At 54.8% G+C, this 17004-nt stretch carries 18 protein-coding genes and 1 riboswitch; of the genes, 5 read left to right on the top strand and 13 right to left on the bottom strand.

Translation table 11 applies throughout. The features are described from left to right. Positions 1-120: 120 nt before the first annotated feature. The 6 genes from QO008_RS06390 to QO008_RS06365 form a co-directional block, all read right to left on the bottom strand. Complete coding sequence (locus QO008_RS06390) at positions 121-666, bottom strand: NADPH-dependent FMN reductase (RefSeq protein WP_307385222.1); 546 nt, start codon at positions 664-666, stop codon at positions 121-123. Between the two features lie 86 nt (positions 667-752). Further along, positions 753-1220: an SsrA-binding protein SmpB gene (gene smpB / locus QO008_RS06385; RefSeq protein ID WP_307385220.1), complete on the bottom strand. Its 468-nt coding sequence runs from the start codon at positions 1218-1220 to the stop codon at positions 753-755. Next, entirely contained in the window at positions 1174-3315 is a 2142-nt protein-coding gene (gene rnr / locus QO008_RS06380; protein ID WP_307385218.1) for a ribonuclease R, read from the bottom strand. Before rnr ends, smpB begins: the two co-directional genes overlap by 47 nt. A gap of 9 nt (positions 3316-3324) precedes the next feature. Next, positions 3325-4500 carry a D-alanine--D-alanine ligase family protein gene (locus tag QO008_RS06375; RefSeq protein ID WP_126465865.1) on the bottom strand — a complete coding sequence of 392 codons (1176 nt, stop codon included), beginning with the start codon at positions 4498-4500 and terminating at the stop codon, positions 3325-3327. Positions 4501-4611: 111 nt separating this feature from the next. Further along, a complete protein-coding gene (locus QO008_RS06370) occupies positions 4612-6156 on the bottom strand; it encodes a UDP-N-acetylmuramoyl-tripeptide--D-alanyl-D-alanine ligase (RefSeq protein WP_307385216.1) in 1545 nt (514 codons plus the stop codon). Between the two features lie 2 nt (positions 6157-6158). After that, the gene (locus tag QO008_RS06365) at positions 6159-6929 is read right to left on the bottom strand and encodes an alpha/beta fold hydrolase (protein WP_307385214.1); all 771 of its coding nucleotides are present in this window, start codon (positions 6927-6929) and stop codon (positions 6159-6161) included. Between the two features lie 173 nt (positions 6930-7102). Here QO008_RS06365 and QO008_RS06360 point away from each other — a divergent pair, with 173 nt between their 5' ends. The 3 genes from QO008_RS06360 to QO008_RS06350 are packed head-to-tail and all read left to right on the top strand — an operon-like array spanning position 7103 to position 9473. After that, positions 7103-7759: a GntR family transcriptional regulator gene (locus tag QO008_RS06360; protein ID WP_164715245.1), complete on the top strand. Its 657-nt coding sequence runs from the start codon at positions 7103-7105 to the stop codon at positions 7757-7759. 38 nt (positions 7760-7797) lie between these two features. Continuing rightward, positions 7798-9009: a GNAT family N-acetyltransferase gene (locus QO008_RS06355; protein ID WP_307385211.1), complete on the top strand. Its 1212-nt coding sequence runs from the start codon at positions 7798-7800 to the stop codon at positions 9007-9009. Continuing rightward, positions 9006-9473: a dihydrofolate reductase gene (locus tag QO008_RS06350; protein ID WP_307385209.1), complete on the top strand. Its 468-nt coding sequence runs from the start codon at positions 9006-9008 to the stop codon at positions 9471-9473. Before QO008_RS06355 ends, QO008_RS06350 begins: the two co-directional genes overlap by 4 nt. A gap of 51 nt (positions 9474-9524) precedes the next feature. Here the strand turns inward: QO008_RS06350 and QO008_RS06345 are convergent, their stop codons facing one another. Further along, positions 9525-10058 carry a rhodanese-like domain-containing protein gene (locus tag QO008_RS06345; RefSeq protein ID WP_126465877.1) on the bottom strand — a complete coding sequence of 178 codons (534 nt, stop codon included), beginning with the start codon at positions 10056-10058 and terminating at the stop codon, positions 9525-9527. Between the two features lie 213 nt (positions 10059-10271). On the opposite strand from QO008_RS06345, the gene QO008_RS06340 reads away from it, so the two are divergent. Then, a complete protein-coding gene (locus QO008_RS06340; protein WP_307385207.1) occupies positions 10272-10781 on the top strand; it encodes an ECF transporter S component in 510 nt (169 codons plus the stop codon). Positions 10782-10830: 49 nt separating this feature from the next. Here the strand turns inward: QO008_RS06340 and QO008_RS06335 are convergent, their stop codons facing one another. Both QO008_RS06335 and QO008_RS06330 read right to left on the bottom strand, forming a co-directional pair. Continuing rightward, positions 10831-11448, bottom strand: a complete 618-nt coding sequence (locus QO008_RS06335; protein ID WP_126465881.1) for an ECF transporter S component — start codon at positions 11446-11448, stop codon at positions 10831-10833. A gap of 66 nt (positions 11449-11514) precedes the next feature. Further along, positions 11515-11628, bottom strand: a riboswitch (FMN riboswitch). Positions 11629-11705: 77 nt separating this feature from the next. After that, positions 11706-13088 carry a L,D-transpeptidase family protein gene (locus QO008_RS06330; protein ID WP_307385205.1) on the bottom strand — a complete coding sequence of 461 codons (1383 nt, stop codon included), beginning with the start codon at positions 13086-13088 and terminating at the stop codon, positions 11706-11708. Positions 13089-13229: 141 nt separating this feature from the next. Between QO008_RS06330 and QO008_RS06325 the strand changes: the two genes are divergently transcribed. Next, the gene (locus QO008_RS06325) at positions 13230-14000 is read left to right on the top strand and encodes an IclR family transcriptional regulator (protein WP_164715246.1); all 771 of its coding nucleotides are present in this window, start codon (positions 13230-13232) and stop codon (positions 13998-14000) included. Positions 14001-14064: 64 nt separating this feature from the next. On the opposite strand, the gene QO008_RS06320 is transcribed toward QO008_RS06325, so the two are convergent. From QO008_RS06320 to rplL, 4 genes are read right to left on the bottom strand one after another with little or no spacing between them, the layout of a single operon-like run. Then, complete coding sequence (locus QO008_RS06320) at positions 14065-15486, bottom strand: NCS2 family permease (RefSeq protein ID WP_126465887.1); 1422 nt, start codon at positions 15484-15486, stop codon at positions 14065-14067. Between the two features lie 52 nt (positions 15487-15538). Then, a complete protein-coding gene (locus QO008_RS06315) occupies positions 15539-15868 on the bottom strand; it encodes a branched-chain amino acid transporter permease (protein ID WP_126465889.1) in 330 nt (109 codons plus the stop codon). Then, positions 15861-16535 (bottom strand): AzlC family ABC transporter permease, encoded by a 675-nt coding sequence (locus tag QO008_RS06310; RefSeq protein ID WP_126465891.1) that lies wholly within the window; start codon positions 16533-16535, stop codon positions 15861-15863. The genes QO008_RS06315 and QO008_RS06310 overlap by 8 nt, the downstream gene beginning before the upstream one ends. Before the next feature lie 57 nt (positions 16536-16592). Next, positions 16593-16982: a 50S ribosomal protein L7/L12 gene (rplL, locus tag QO008_RS06305; RefSeq protein WP_126465893.1), complete on the bottom strand. Its 390-nt coding sequence runs from the start codon at positions 16980-16982 to the stop codon at positions 16593-16595. Positions 16983-17004: the final 22 nt, after the last annotated feature.

Below are 17004 nucleotides of genomic sequence, written 5' to 3'. Positions count from 1 at the left end.
ATATCTTTAGAACTTCGATTTTTGTCCTTTTCTGACCTTTTTGTTCTCTCTCTTCTATTTTACACGAAACGGGCGCAAAAAAAGCCCGCCGAAGCGAGCCAATTCTCAACTTGCCGATTCTTAGAATCTGTTTAGATGTTCGATATAAGCTTCTACGAATTGTTCCAAGAGCGCCTTGGTGCGGTCGGACAGTTCGCCGCCGGCAAAAGAATTGTGGATTTGTGCCAAATACACTTCCGGCTTTTGCAGAAGGATCAGGTTGAGGCACACCAGGCCTTGGCGCAGGCCGAGATTCGCCGCCATGCCGCCGCCGGTACCGGGCGATGCGCTTACGACCGCAGCGGGCTTTCCGTCCCATACGTTTTTGCCGTAGGGGCGGCTGCCGACGTCGACGGCGTTTTTGATGGCGGGGGTAAAGGTGCGGTTGTATTCCGGCGTAAAGAAGATGATGCCGTCTTTTTCCTTTACCTCCTCGCGGAACGGTGCGTAGCTTTCGGGCTCTTCCAAATCCTTTTCAAAGTCCTCGTTAAAGAGGGGAAGGTCTTTGATCTCGATAAATTCCGCCTCGTATCCGTCGGGGAAGAGTTTTTGAACCACTTCCGCCACCTTGCGATTCCAGGAATTTTTTTGCAACGAACCTACGATCAAACCGATTTTTTTAGACATAACTTACTCCTTTTATTCTGATATATACCATATCCTTTTGGAAGAGTATATATATCCGCATTTTTCGATTCTAAACAATGTGGCCTCTAGCGATCGACATAGCGCGCCAAATTGCGCTCCACATCGCGCTTTTTTATCGATTCGCGCTTGTCGTAGAGCTTCTTGCCGCGGGCGGTGGCGATCTCGACCTTGACCCGCCCCCGGTTCAAGTAGACCTTGAGCGGCACGAGGGTGAATCCCTTTTGGTCGGCCTCCTTCGCCAGGCGGTAGATCTCTTTTTTGTGCATCAAGAGCTTGCGCTTTCTGAGGGGATCTTGGTTGTAGATATTGCCCTGCTCATAGGGCGCGATGTGCATGCCCTCGATAAACAGTTCGCCGTCTTCTACAAAGCAATAGGCTTCTTTGATATTCACCTGCCCCTTCCTTATGCTCTTCACTTCGGTGCCCTTTAGGGCGATGCCCGCCTCGTAGCGTTCTTCGATATGAAATTCATGAAAGGCCTTGCGATTATTGGCCAGTACGTTCGGGTTTGTCTTTTTTGCTATTTTCCTCACCTGCCATGCCGAAGTCGATCTTTCCCTTAATGGGATCGGTGCCGACCACGACGACTCGTATGGGATCTCCCATTTTGATCTCTCTATGCGTTCTCTCGCCCACGGCCATATAATTGTCCTCGTCGAATCGGTAGAATTCGTCCAACGAAGCGTAGCTGATCAGGCCCTCCACGGTGTTCTCCAGCTGGGCAAAGATGCCGAAAGAAGTAATGCCCGATACCTTTGCGGGGAACTCTTCGCCGATAAAATCCGACATATACTGCGCCATCTTTACATCGACCACCTTGCGTTCCGCCTCCTGGGCGACCTTTTCGGTCTCGGAAATATGATCGGCAATGTCGGGAAAGCTCATCTTGTAGCGATCCACAAGACGCTGATCCAAGGTCTTGTTGAGATCCTGCTTAATGACGCGGTGAATGGTCAGATCCGCGTAGCGCCGAATGGGCGAAGTAAAGTGGGAGTAATATACCGCCGCCAGGCCGAAGTGGATGTCGCGCTGATCGCTGTATCGCGCCTTTTGCATGCTGCGCAGCACCATGGTTTGCACCAAGCTTTCCTCGTCCTTTCCGACCACCCCTTGGGTGATCTTTTGGATGTCCTTGGGCGTCACATCCCGCGTCAGGTCGATGTGATGGCCGAAGGGGCGAATGATCGAGTTTAAGAGCTCTAATTTTTCTTGGCTCGGCTCCTCGTGGATCCGGTAGATAAAGGGCAGTTTCTTCTTGGAATAGGTCTCGGAGACGGTTTCGTTGGCGAGGAGCATAAATTCCTCGATCAACTCGTTCGCCTCCCGGTGGTCGTAGAGGGTGATGGAGATCGGCCGGCCCTCGTCGTCGAGCTCGATATAGGGTTCTTCGAAGTAGAAGTCGATATTGCCCCGCTCGTTGCGCATTTTCTTGCGCGCCCGGGCGATCTCGTTGAGCTTGATCAAAGCCGCTTCCAGCCCCTCGAGGGAAGGATGGATTTTGCCGTCTTCCAAGAGGTCGCTGACATGGGTATAGACCAGGCGGCGATCGCTACGGATTACCGATTCACAGATGTCGAAGTCGTAGACCTTGCCGGCATCGTCCACTTCGGCGAGCAGCGTCAAGCAAAGGCGGTCCACCCCTTCGTTTAAGGAGCAGATGCCGTTCGAGAGCTCCTTCGGAAGCATGGGAATGACCTTATTCAACAGATACACGCTGTTGCCCCGCTTATAGGCTTCTTTGTCCAAATGGCTTCCCGCCACGACGTATTCTGCCACATCGGCGATGTGTACGCCCACCCGATAGCGGCCGTTTTCCAAAAATTCGATGCTCAGCGCGTCGTCGAAGTCCTTGGAATCCGCGCCGTCGATGGTAAAGGTGGGGATTTCGCGCAAATCGCGCCTGCCGGCGATGGCGGAGGTGGGCACCGTCTGGGGAATCGCCTCGGCCTCCTCTAAGACCTCCCGGGGAAATTCGAGGTCGATCCCCAGGGCGTAGGCGATACTCAATATATCGACGTTCTTTTCGTCGGGATAGCCCAAGATCTCGACGATCTTGCCCTCCGCCTTGCGATTGGGGGTGGGGAATTTTTCGATGTCGACGACGACCTTTTGCCCTTCCCGGGCGCCGGCGGTCCGCTTGCCGGGGATGTAGATGTCCATCGAGATCTTGCGCTCGTCGGGCTTTACAAAGCCGAATTTTCCGGCGTCGTCGAAGATGCCGACGATGCGGTGATTGGCGCGCTCGAGCACGGTGACGACGCGGCCCTCTTCGCCCTTTTCGGGGTCTTTGGGCGGGATCTTTTCCACCAGCACGCGGTCGTTGTGCATGGCGGTGTTCATTTTGGTGCCGTGAATATACAGATCCTCCAGGGTTTCGTCGTCGGGGACGAAAAAGCCGAAGCCCTTTTCGTTGCCCTGCAGCCGGCCCGCCATCAGGCCCTCTTTTTCGCTGGCGCGGTAGCGCTTATCCTCGTCGCGATACAAGACACCGTCTTTGACCATGTCTTTTAAGAGCGACTTCATCTCCTTTTCGAGATTGCCGTTTACCGCGAGGGCCCGAAAAATCTCCGCCTTGGATAGCGGCCCCTCCTCCTCTACGAGTGCCAACACATTGTTTCGAATGGACATACTGCCTCCTTAAAGCTTGCTTCCGTACCCGGTTTTTTCGAAGAGATGGGCGTCGTAGACATACATATTGCGGTTTTTGTCCGCAAAACGCCACTCTCCCAGGGCGATGACCTCGTTTAGGAGTTCCGTAAAGGAAATCCCCACGGGTTCCCAGAGATAAAAGCCCATCGAACCGGGAAGGGTGTTGATTTCATTGACAAATGTACCCGATTCCGTAACCAGAAAATCAATGCGCGCGGTGCCGCAGGCATCGATCGCCATAAAGGCGCGGGCGGCCAAAGACTCGATCTCCGCCTTTAGGGCATCGTCCACCGGCGCCGGACAGTTTCGGGGGTTTTCGCCCTTGGCGGCGGGTCCTTTTTTATTGCCCGATACGTATTTGTCCTCGAAGGTCAAGAGTTCCTTCCAGCCCATGGGTTCTTCCAAGGCGCTGGTCTTCACGTCTTTGCCGTACCCCAAGACGGCGCAGTTGATCTCGCGAGGGTTTTCCGCCGCCTTTTCTACGAGGATTTTGCGGTCGTAGGAACAGGCGAGTTCCATGGCATCGGCGAGCTCCGCCGCTTCTTTGACCTTGGTGATTCCGATGGAAGAGCCGAGATTGGCGGGCTTTACGAATACGGGGTACCCCAGCGCAGCGATCTTCTCTTCTACCTGCTCCCGTGCTTCTTCCCACTCGCCGCGGAAAAAGCACTCGGCTTCGAGGACCGGCAGGCCATGGGCGATAAATACGTCTTTCATCATCTTTTTGTCCATCCCCACCGCGGCGCTCAGCGTCGAGCAGCCGATATAGGGGATATTCAGCGTGTCGAAAAATCCCTGAATCGAGCCGTCCTCGCCGAAGGTGCCGTGGAGTGCTACAAAGGCCATATGCACCTCGGCAAAGACCGCCTCGCGCACGCCGCCTTTGGAAAAGAGGCCTCCCTTTTCTTCGCGCATGGTGTAGAGCCGATTGTCCGACGGATCCGCCTTAAAATAGACTTCCTCGGTCTCGGAAAAGTCGCCGCTCTTAAAGGTCTTAAAATCCGCGAGCACTTCGCCGCCCAAAAACTTTCCTTCTTTGGTGATATAGACCGGAATGGCCTTGTATTGGCTCTTGTCCAGGTTTTCGATTACCTGCATGCCGGTAATGACGCTCACTTCGTGCTCGACGCTGCGACCGCCGAAAAACACCGCTATATTTTTCATACTATTCCTCCTGTTCAATATCTCCCTATTTTATCACAGCGCGGCCCTGTATCCGTCAAAGAATCGGATAAAACCCCGCGAAAAAAGGGCGAACCCGTCGTTCGCCCCCTCTTATTCTTCGTCGTAACTATCGGGCAGGTCGTTTTCGAAGAGCACCACATCGCCCCGCGCGGTGATCTTGGCGAGAGAAGCCGTCGCCTCCTCTAAGCTGTTTCGCACGATCATGCGGTCCTTCGAAAATCCGCCGGCGAGCAGGCCCTTTTGAATGGGGGCCGTACGCTTTTCGCCCACGAGAATGGCGTAATCCGCCACCCGGGCGATCTCCTCGCCCAGCTTGTAGTTCTCCTCGTCTTCCATATCGCCCAGTTCCACCATGCCCGGGGTGACGATGATCTTTTTTCCGCCTTCGAACTGTCCCAACACGTCGAGCGCCGCCCGGGCGCCCACGGGATTCGAGTTAAAGGCGTCGTCGATTACAATCACCCCGGTGGGGCTGTCGACGATATTGAGCCGGTGCTCCACGGGTTCCACCCGCGCGATGCCCTTTGCCACCGCCTCGGGATCCATGCCCAGCACATACCCTACCGATGCCGCCGCCAAAAGATTGGAGATATTGTGCCGCCCCAGCAGCTTGGTCTCTACCGCCGCCTCCCGGCCGCCTCGAAAGCCGAGGGTGAAGCGACTGCCCCGCTCAAAGACCGAGATGTCCTTCGCGTATACGTCCAACGCCTCGATGTGTTCCATGCCGTAGCGAATGGTGCGCTTTTTCGTCTGATCCGCCAGGGGTTTGACGTAGTCGTTGTCGTAGTTAAAGATCGCGATGCCCTTCTCGTCCAAACACTCGATCAGTTCGTATTTGGTCTTTTGAATGTTTTCGATGGTCTTAAACAGATGCATATGGGTGGGCCCGATGGCGGTAATAATGCCGATGGACGGCTGCACCAACTCCGCTACTTCGCGGATTTCTCCCGGCACCTTGGCGCCGAGCTCCGCCAAAAAGATTTCGTCCGATTCGTCCAATTCGTTGTTGATCACCTTCGAAAGGCCCATGGGCGTATTGTATGAAGACGGCGTGTTCTGCACCCGAAAGGCATCTTCCAATACGGTCGAGGTGATAAACTTCGTCGAGGTCTTGCCGAAGCTTCCGGTGATGCCGACGACATTGAGCCCCTTTCCCTTCAATGCTCGAATCTTTTTTTGCGCCGCCACGAAAAACCCGCGATTGATCTCCATCTCCCGGGGGTAATTGATGCGGTTGGCGAGAATCAGGATCTTATATTGAAAGTAGTAGACCGCAAAGAGCCCCGCCGCCAAGAGAATCGCGGAGAGCAAGAGCCTTCCGCTAAAGAGAAAGGCGAGGCAAAAAACCGCCACCAAAAACAGACCCGTCAGACGGCGGTGTACGGCGAACAGGCGCTTTGCCCGGTCGGTCATTACCAGCGGCGTCTTTTCGGAGGTCTTGGTGTAGACGAGTTTTGTGATGCGGTCTTTGTGTTCGCCGATCCAGCGAAGAAATTCCGACTCCTCGTACCCCGACAGCTGCAGCATATGCAGGGGGTATTCCGCCCGCCGCCTCGCCAAAAAATACGTAATCGCCGCGAGCAGCGCATAGACGATCACCAGCGGCAGCAAATTCGATGCTTGTAAGATTTCCATTTTTACTCCTTAAAAAATGCGTCGAGTACGGCACAGAATTGGCCGTACGCATCTAAGTAACTGTAATGGCCCCCCGGCAAGACCACAAGTCCCGCTTCGGGAATCTTCTCTTCGAAGACGCGCGCCATATACAGGGGCGTGGCGTCGTCGTCTTCGCCCCAGATCAAAAGCGTCGGGGCCGAAATCGCGGGAAAGAACGATTCGGTGGATTCGTTCACCACCTTGACAAAGACCTTGCGCATAATCCCTTGGGCGGCCTGATAGTCGTCGGATCCGAATTTGCGGTAAAACTTCTCGAGCACCGTCTCCCGATCCTGCCAAAAAAAGAGCTTCTCATAGAGAAAACGCAACAGCTTAAAACTGTATACCTTGTAGTAATAGGAAGCCTTGCGCTTGGGTAGGACCCCCGAGGCATCGATCAACACCAGCTTGTCCACCCGCTCGGGGCGGGTGGCGGCGAATTCGGTCAGGGTCTTTCCGCCGAAGGAGTGTCCGATACAATGCGCCCGCGCAATGCCATAGTGCGCAAAAATCGCCTCCAAAAGCGCGGCGTATTCCGCGCCGCCGATCACCGAATCGGGCTCGTCGCTTACGCCGTGGCCGTAGCTGTCGTAGGCGATGACCCGGAATTTGTCCTTTAGACAGTTGACGATCGGCATCACCGACTCGACATTCGCCCCCCAGCCGTGTAGGACGATCGCAAATTCGTCTCCCTCTTTTGTATCGTATACCGCAATATTCTTCCCTGCGATGCGTATATGCTCTTTCTCCATGTACTCCTCCTCGAATCCTCATTATACCATAGCAACGCCCCTCGAGAACCTCCGATCCCGTTTTCCGAGGTCGCCTCTCTTTCGAAAACGCGTCTCGGTAGAAAATGTAGACATTGTTTTTTTCGAATGATATGATTGTATTCAATGTATCCGGCAAGGAGGAGGCTGAAAAAATGGAATTTTTATCCTTAAAAGATCACGTGTATAACTTTATTGCGGAGCAAATCCGCCTGGGCAAACTCAATTCCAACGAGAAGGTGAACGAGCAGGACATCTGCCAGCAATTAAATATCTCTCGGACGCCCGTTCGCGAAGCACTAATTCAGTTGGCGGCGGACGGGTTTTTGGACTCGGCGCCCCGTCGCGGCTTTCGGGTGAAGCCCTTGACCAAAAAAGAAGGCGAGGACATTTACCGCATCCTCGCTCCCCTCGATGCGCTGGCGGCGGAGCTTTCCATGAACCGCTTGAGCGAAGAGGACTTAAAGACCATGGACGATCTGGTGGAATTGATGAATTTTCACATCGACCGTTTTCAATTCGATGAGTACTTTGTCCTGCAGGAGCGCTTCCACGATACCTATATCGCAAAGACCGACAACGAGACCTTGATCCACACCATCGACCGCCTGCAGCGCCGGTTTATCCGCCAGGGTCACGGACTCGGCGAAAACACCGAATTGCAAAAGCTCCTGCACGATACCAATGAGCAACACGCCCATATTACCGAACTCTTTCGGGAAAAAAAGACCGAGGAATTAAAGGACTTCCTCGAAAACACCCACTGGACCTACCACTATACGGAAGTGGGCCGCACCGCCACCGACGACTGATATAGGACGCCTGCGGGCACAGAAGACGGGAGGACATCATGACGATTTATGTAAAAACCGTCCCCTACGGGACGCACGCATATGGGGAAGCCGCAGAACTCAGAGATCACATTCTCTACCGGCCCCGCGGTCTGAGACTGGATGCGGCGAGAAAAAGCCTCGATCGGGACCGCACCCTCTACGGCCTCTATAACGAAGAGGCGCTGATCGGCATCGCCGTTACAGAAGCGGATGCGGACGCGCTTTGCATTCATGAAGTGCTCATACAAGAAAACCACCGCAGAGAGGGGCTCGGTACCGCGCTTCTTTCTACGATCGAGCGACTCGAGGCGCCGGGCACGCGGATCACCGCTTCCGCACCGCTTTCTCTGCGCCCCTTCTTCAAGGCGGCGGGCTACCTTCCCGAAAACAAGCACCGCAGCGAAGACGACCTGCTGCAGATCGAGTTTTCGAAGGTCGCCGCAAAGAACACCCGCGGCGCCGCGCCCTTCTATGATCCCCGCCAGGAAAAGCCCCTGCTCTATATCACCACAAAGACCCGGGGCTTTTCCCTCTTACCCGTCCTCCGCAACCGCTTCCCCAAGGAGCACCTCTTCGTGCTCGATTTGCCCGAAGTGGATGCCATGTGGCTTTCCGTGGCCGAACGCGCCGGTGTCGAGGCGACGAAGTATGCGATGCTCGCCCCCGAGCTCGCCGGCGATCGCCGCTTCTACGGCATTCGCGACCTGGATCTGCCGAAAGCGGCGGCCCGGGCGGCGGACCGCACAAGTCGCAACAAGCGAGTATTGCTCCTCGGAACCGAAGAGGAACTCAAGGGCCGCGCCTATGAGGCGGCGTTCGAAGCACAAAACCCTTCCCTCTCGAGCGTACAAATGCTCCTTCCCACCGAGGGCATCTGCCCCGATGAAAGTCCCGATGCCGCTTTTTACGAGACCCTCACCGTACACGCCGAAGCCTTACAAGAAGAGGAGTTCGACGCCGTCGTCATCGTCGATTCCCTGCTCTCCACGCGCGCCGATGCCATTCGGACTTTTCTCGCCCGCAAACTGGAACGCACGCTTTTCGCGGTCGATGTCTTTGATCTGATGGCGGAGGCGCTGCGGCTCGATCTGATCGCGAACAACCGCATTCGCCACGCAGGGGATGTGGGCGAACTCAGAATCTTTACCGAGACGCCCGACCGGGCCAGAAAAGAATTGCGACGCTACCACCCCGCCGAGCGTTCCGCGCCCATCGAGACGCTGCGATGATCCTTCTTCTCCTCGCCGACAAAGACGGCGCCATCGCAAAGGACGGCAAGCAGATCCTCTTTATCCCCGAAGACCTGGCGCGCTTCAAGGCGCGCACCGCCGGCGGCGTGCTCGTTATGGGCCGAAAGACCTTCGAAAACACCGGCGCCCTCTCCGGCAGAATCAGCCTGGTAATGAGCCGTAGCGCGGGCGTAGAAAGCGACGAGGTGCACTATTTTTCGAGCGAATCGGAGCTCGATGCACATCTCGCCGCCTATGCGGACCGCCCCGTCTTTCTGGTCGGCGGAGCCGCCACCGTACGGCGCCTCTACGATCGCATCGAAGAAGCCTATATCACCCGCGTCGACAGACACACCGGCGGCGAGGTCAAAATGCCCGATCTCGCGGCCGACTTCGTACTGTCGAGTGCGACGCTCATCGCAGAGGGCGCGATCGAGGAACACTGGGTACGCAAAGATCGATAAAAAGAAAAGGATCGAAGAGAAATTCTCTTCGATCCTTTTTTACATCCGCGATCAGTCGCTTTCTACCGGATATTCGGCATCCAACCAAGCGCCGATTCCGCCCGGTTGGCGGAGCACATTGGTGAATCCTTCTTCTTTGGCGATCATGGCGCCTACGTGGGAACGCTCACAGTCTACAAAGCCGCAGTAGAGCACGATGGTCTTTGCTTTGTCGGTGCCCAGCGCTTGGATAAAGGCTTCCTTTTGCTCGGGGGTCACCTCTTCCATCTTGACCGGCAACTCGGCGTTTACCGCGCCGGGGATGCGGTTTTTCTTAAAGGATTTTTCCGGCATGGTATCGACGATAACCATGTCTTCCTTGGCGTCGATCTTGCCCTTTAAGTCTTCGGTAGAGATCAATTCGTATTGGCCTTCTTCGACCGCCTTTACCAACTTCATGGAAGCGGATTCGATGGTCACTTCGTTTCCGTCTCTTGCGGAACCGGGACGATCGGCAGCGGCCCCTTCCTTTGCGCCGCCGGCGCTACAACCCGCCAAGAGGGCGAAGGACAGCACGGCAACGGCGATCAGTTTTAAATGTTTCATATTTGTACCTCCTTATATAATTATAGCAATGCGAAAATCGTTTCGCAAAACAATTTTTCTCGTTTCCCCGCCCCTTCTATTTTTCCCTCTATGTTCGCATTTCCATAAATCTGATAAAAAATAGTTGTTTTTGAAAAAGTTTTCACAAAAGGAAACAAAGTCTTGTTTCTTTTGCGATACCGTGTATACTAATACGTGTAATGGAGGTGTAAAGTGAAAAAGTATGACGTGCGCGAGCTGGTTTTTACCGCACTGTTTATCGCATTGGTATACATATTTACCTGGCTCGTGAAAATCCAACTGCCCTTCGCACCCGACGGAGGGTTGATCCACTTGGGGAATGTCCCCTTCTTCTTGGCCTGCCTCTTCTTCGGAAGACGGGTCGGCATGCTCGCCGGCGCCTTGGGCATGGGCCTGTTCGACGTAACCAGCGGCTGGGTGGCATGGGCGCCGATGACGGTGATCTCGGCTCTGATTATGGGCTATATCTTGGGCGGCCTCTACGAAGAGGAGTTCAAGATCAACCGCTATGCCGTCGCCATGGTGCTCTTGGCTATCGTCAAGGTGCTGACCTATTATATCGGCGAATCGATTATGTTTAAGTCGCTTTTGGTGCCCTTGGCATCCATTCCCGGCAATCTGATCCAAATCGGCGTCTCCGCCGTCATCGTCGCCGTACTGATTCCGCCCATGACGCGGGTTATGAAAAACATCCGCCGATAGGCATAAAAAAACCGGTTCCCGAAGGAGCCGGCCTTTTTTTGTGTCTTTTTTATTTTCTCTTGCCGCCGAGAAAGGGCGACACGCGTTTATACAGAAGCAGCGTTACGATAGAGACCACGCAGCCCTTCACGAGATTAAAGGGGATGATGCAGTAAACCATCAAGTCCCACAGGCTGTGTACCTTGCTCGTAACGGCGCGGCCCATTTCGAGGATCGCCTCCATGGGCATGATCTTCGCATAGAGCGGGAATACCACAAAGTAGTTGCTCAAGGTGGCGAGGGCGGTCATACCCACGACGCCCGCCAACAGGCCCGCCACCGCGCCTTTATAGGTGTTGTGCCGACGATAAAATGCCGCCGAGGTGCCGACGAATACGGCGCCCACGATAAAGTTCGACAGCTCGCCCACCCCGCCGGTGGCGGTGCCGCGCACGAAGACGGCGAGTACACATTTGATCAGCTCGATGGTGATTCCCACCACCGGGCCCATGGCAAAGCCGCCGATCAACGCCGGGACATCCGACAGGTCGATCTTGATAAAAGGCGGCGCGATAAAGGCCAGCGGAAACTCTACATACATCAATAAAAACGCCACCACGGCGAGCATCGAGAGCTTGGTGAGGTTTTTCGTGGAATAAACGGACTTTCCTCGTTGAATTTGGTTCATAGATCCTCCCTAAACTAAGGGCATAAAAAAATGCCCGCAGTCTCCCGGGCTTGAACACATGAAAAAAGACATCTTCTTTCATCCGGACTATACCGTCGGTATCGGAATTGCACCGATTCAGTCAAAAGACGAGTGGACTTTACCACCGGTGAGGAATTGCACCTCGCCCTGAAGATTATTTCTATCTGTATTATACCACGTCGATCGCATTTGTAAACCGGCATGACAAAAAAATAACGCCCCGCAAGGGGCGCAATTTATATGGCGTGTTTTGCGGAATTGTATACGATCACGGGCATGCCCTTAAAGGCGTTCTTGTAGAAAGTGCCTGCGATCTTCGGCGGGGTGTTGACACAGCCGTGGCTGCCGCCGCCGCGATAGATATTGCCGCCGTAGCTGCCGCGCCAACTGGAATCGTGAATCCCGCAACCGGTCCAGTCGAAGGGCATCCAGTAGTTTACCCAGCTCCTCCAGGTATCGCCGGTGAGATAGCGGCCGGTTTCTTTCATCCAGACTTCCTGTACGCCGGTGGGCGTGCTGTTTCCGTCTAGGGGGTCGCCCGTCACCACGGGGGTGTCGACCACCAGCTCACCGTTGTTGTAGAGCCACATGTGTTGCCGGGCGATGTCGATTTCGATATACGAATTGCCCACATCGTCTACATTTCGGTGGAGCGCCTTACGCTTATAGACGGGCGTGAGTTCCTTGGTCGTCTTTTCCTTTAAGGCGGCGAGGAGTTCCTCGCGCGTCTTTTCGCGGTCGGTCTGCCAGCCGTAAATGCCGCCCTTAATGCGCATGGTCGCCCCGCCCGTCGCGGTAAAGTCGCGGGTAGAGCAGAAGGTGTCGTATTTGTCGGCGAGCATATCCACATAGGCCTTCACCTTTTCCTCGCTGGGGGAAAGACTGCCGTCGGGATTGGAGCCGTAGAGGGCGATTAAGGGTTCTCCCGCCAATTCCTCGGTGCGATCCGAAAAATTATAGCTAAGGGTAAAGCCCTCGATCTCGTTTAGGCTCTTGACGTGATTTTCCATGGCGGATCTGTTTTCCGCCGGCTTGGCCTGCACATAGAGCTTCTTTTCGTCGAGGTCCAGATCCTCCTCTTGGCTGTGGAAGGCAGCGAGGACCGACTGTTTGAGTTTCGGCCCGTCGACGCGGGTGCCTTCTACGGCATCGGCGATGACATAGCCCGTGCCCGCCTTGTAGGAGATCTTTTCGGGTTCGGGATCGGTGATGTCCGAATCGGCGATCACATGGAGCGCGGCGAGGATAGATTCGAGCTTACTGTCGTCGTATTCGACCTTGGTCTCGATGGCATGGTCTTTTTTGACAAAGCTCAATACCGGCCACGCCCAGGGGTTGGCGTCGATATTCGAGACATTTTCTAAGGTTTCTTTGTAGCCGAAGTCCTTGGCGGAAATCTCGTCTTTTTTTCCGTCTTTGCCGCGAATTTGAAGCGCGTAGTCGGACCAGGAAGACGCAAACTCCTGCGGCAATTTGTTTTTGGAACGCATAGAAATCTCCGCTCCGTTGATAAAGGTATTGGGCATATACACCTGCGAAAACGCGGCCACACCCAAGGCATACAGGAGCAGAAGCACGCCGGCGATCACGGCGAAGATCTTCCCTATTGTTCTCGTCATGATTACTCCCTTTCTAAACTTACTGACTTGGGTATTAGTCTACCAATAAAGTTCACGACTGACAAGATCATAATACCTCTTCCCACAAAGAATATTTCGGTATATCCTATAGGTAAAGTAAAGTATGAAATGAGGAGAAATATGGAAAAAAATCACAGAACGATTCAATCATTGGCCCGCGCCTTTTCAATCCTGGATTGCTTCGACTCCGTCCACCCTCGTTTGAGCCTGACGGAGATATCAAAAATCGTAAAATTGAATGTCAATACCACCCGCGGCCTCGTCAATACCCTGATGCACTACCACTATCTGAGCCGCGACGAAGAAGAAAATGTATACTACTTAGGCCTCGCGTTTATCCCCAAGGCGAATTTGGTGGAAGAGCACTACTTTTACCATATGAAAAATAAAATCTTCCCCGTTCTCCGCACCTGGGCCAACCGCTTCGGTTTGAGCGCGCGGCTGAATATGGTCGACGACGGCCAGTTGTTAACGGTGTTCACCGAAGTCCCCGACGCCTCCCGCTACCTCTTATTGACCCGCTCCCGCACGCCCTTTCCCCTACACGCCACCGCATCGGGAAAGGCATATCTCGCGTCCCTACCGCCGGGCCTCGTGCGCAAATATATCGAAGAGACGCGGCTGGTACGCTACACCGACCTCACCATTACCGACGAAAACGCGCTTCTCGAGGAACTCGAAAAGACCCGCGCGCGCGGCTACGCCTTAGAGATCGGCGAGATCAACGACGGCATCGGCTCCATCGCCATCCCCATGCTGAACAAGCGGGGCGAATGCATCGGCACCGTCTCCCTGTCGGGCGCCAACGAAGAGATCCTCGCCGAGGAAAAGGACGCCCGCGAAACCATCGGCCGCTTCCTCGAAGACCTAAAGCCCCTATGGCAACAATAAATCAAAAAGACCCCGTAACCGCCGCTTGCCGCCGCACGGTTTACGAGGTCTTTTTTGATTGTATCTACATCGACAAATAGGCCATCAAGCCGTAGTTGATTAAAAACAGTACGCTCGATCCCACGAGTATGGGATGCAGCCGCTCGGTTCTGCCCTTTACGAGCGAAACGACGCAATAGAAGATAAAGCCCGCGGCGATGCCGTTGCTGATGGAGTAGCTTAAGCCCATAAAGATCGAGGCGAAAAACGCGGGAATCGCGACGTCGAGATTGGTCCACTCGATCTCTTGAAAGCTCGCACACATCATAATCCCGACGACGATCAACACCGGTGCCGTCGCCTGTGCGGGCACGAGCCCAGCGACGGGGGCGATAAAGATCGAGAGCAAAAACAAAATCGCGACCACAAGCGATGTGAGCCCCGTGCGACCGCCGGCGCCGATGCCCGCGGCACTTTCCACATAGGTGGTGGTGTTGCTGGTGCCGACGAAGGCGCCGATCACGGTGCCCACCGAGTCGGCAAAGAGCGCTTTGTCGAGTTTGGACTTAAAGCCCGAGCTGTTTTGCATATTGCGGATGTCCTCTTCGCTGAAGATGCCGCTGCGGCGCCCGGTGCCGATAAAGGTCCCCAGGGTATCGAAGGTGTCGCTCAAGGAAAAGGCGAAGATCGTCATCAATACCAGCGGAATCCGCGCCGGGTCGGCAAACAAGCCCAAGAGCCCTTCCCTTCCCAAGGCGACGGTAAAGACCGTAGAGAGTTCGCCAAAGGACTGGGAGACCGATACGCCGTTTGCGAGTTTCGAAAGATCCACCACGCCAAAGGGGATGCCCAATACGGTGGTGGCGAGGATGCTGATCAGGATCGCGCCCTTTACCCCGCGCACCACGAGCACGACGGTGATAATCAGGCCGAGTACGGCGAGCAGTACGCCGGGATCGGAAAAGTTTACCAACGCGGGCACCGCGGCGGACGAGCCGATCACGGTTTCGCCGACGGTTTGGTAGGTGCCGGGGTCTAAGGTAAAGTTCAAAAATCCCGCATTCTTCACGCCGATATAGGCGATAAACACGCCGATCCCGCCGCTAATGGCGTGTTGCAAAAATTCGGGGATCGAGGTGATGATCAATTTGCGGATCTTAGTGACGGTGATAAGTACATTGATCACCCCGCATAAAAATACCATCCCCAGCGCTTCTTGCCAGCTGAAGCCCAGGCCGAAGACCACCGTATAGGTGAAAAAGGCGTTGAGTCCCATGCCCGGCGCCAACGCGTAAGGTACATTGGCAAACAGACCCATCACCAAGGTCGCGACCACCGCGGCGATGATCGTCGCCAAGAACACGGCACCCCAGGGGATGCCGGTTTGGGAGAGGATGGCCGGGTTTACGAAGATGATATAGCTCATGGCGAAGAATGTGGTAAAACCCGCCAAAATCTCCGTGGAGAGATCCGTGCCGTTCTCCCGCAGTTTAAAAAATGATTCCATTGATTCCTCCTTGTTCCGTTGAAGTCAGCTTCAAGTATATCACGACACGGACTTAGAGGAAAACTCCCTGTATCAGAAACATATACAATCCCGTCCCCAATACGATCGAAAGGATCAGATTGTGCTTCGCCTTGTAGCTGATCGCGGTAATGGCCGATCCCGCGAGCAGGGGCACAAAGCCCGACGGATCCCGAAAGTGCATGGTGCGCAGGCAGTAGACGACCAACAGCGCCATCATGGAATACGGTAGCAGCGCCCCCAAGTCCGCCACGACGGCGGGGAGCTTTCGGTCTCCGGAAAAGAAGAATATGGGGAAGGTACGAATGGCAAAGGTGATGGCCGCCACGATGGCGATGGCGATAAAGATTTCTTTGTTACTCATATTTTCTCCTATAGATCAAATTGCCCGCCAAGATGATCGCCATGGCCGGCAAAATAAATTTGTCCGGTCCGAAGACGAGAAGCGATGCGACAGAGGCGCCGAATCCCAAGAGCGTCGGCAGATGATGGTCGGTCTTTTCCCACTGGTCGATCACGGTGACGATAAACAGCGCCGTCATCAAAAAATCGATCCCCGTCGCGTCGATGGGCAGCAGAGTGCCGACCCAAACGCCGAGTACCGAGGCGACGACCCAATAGGCGAAGTTTAAGGCGCCGACGGCAAACATATAGTCCGCATCGGCCACCGAGCCGTCTTCCCCGCCGGTGACGTAGAGGGAAAATGTCTCGTCGCTCGCGAAATGGGCGATCAATGCCTGTTTCCAGAGCGGCGCCTTTTGTAAGGGCGTAAGGAGAGAAAGGGTGTAAAAGAGATAGCGCAGGTTCACCGATAGGGTGAGGATGACGAGGCCCAAGACGGAAAGGGGCTCGGCGAAGAGGCCCACGGTCGCAAATTGCATGGCGCCCGCACAGATAAAAAAGCTCATAAGAAAGCTGACGAGCCCGGACTGTCCTGCGGATTTTACCAATACGCCGAAGCCCATGCCCAAAAAGGCATAGGTGATCAATATGGGAACGGTTCGAGGGAACACCTTTCTGAACGCTTTCATGACTCCTCCTAAAAAAAGGTAATCAAAAACCGCCCCGAGGCGGGACGGTTTATCGCTTTACTTTACTTCGACGGTAGCGCCGACTTCTTCCAGTTTTGCCTTAATTTCTTCGGCTTCTTCCTTGCTTGCGCCTTCCTTAACGGGCTTCGGAGCGCCGTCTACGAGGGCTTTCGCGTCTTTCAAGCCGAGGCCGGTGATGTCTTTAACGGCCTTGATGACCTTTACTTTTTCTTGGCCGGCAGCTTCGAGAACGACGTCGAATTCGGTTTGTTCTTCAGCGGCTGCGGCTTCTCCGCCTGCTGCGGGTGCGCCTGCTGCGGCAACGGCTACGGGAGCGGCTGCGCTTACGCCGAATTCTTCTTCGAGTGCCTTTACGGTTTCGGCGAGTTCGATAACGGACAGGGTTTTAATCTCTTCAATAAGAGCGGTAACTTTTTCAGATGCCATGGTATTTATACCTCCATATACA

It is taken from the genome of Aedoeadaptatus ivorii (assembly GCF_030815095.1).
GTDB lineage: Bacteria > Bacillota > Clostridia > Tissierellales > Peptoniphilaceae > Aedoeadaptatus > Aedoeadaptatus ivorii.
This window is presented reverse-complemented; position numbering and strand designations above follow the sequence as displayed.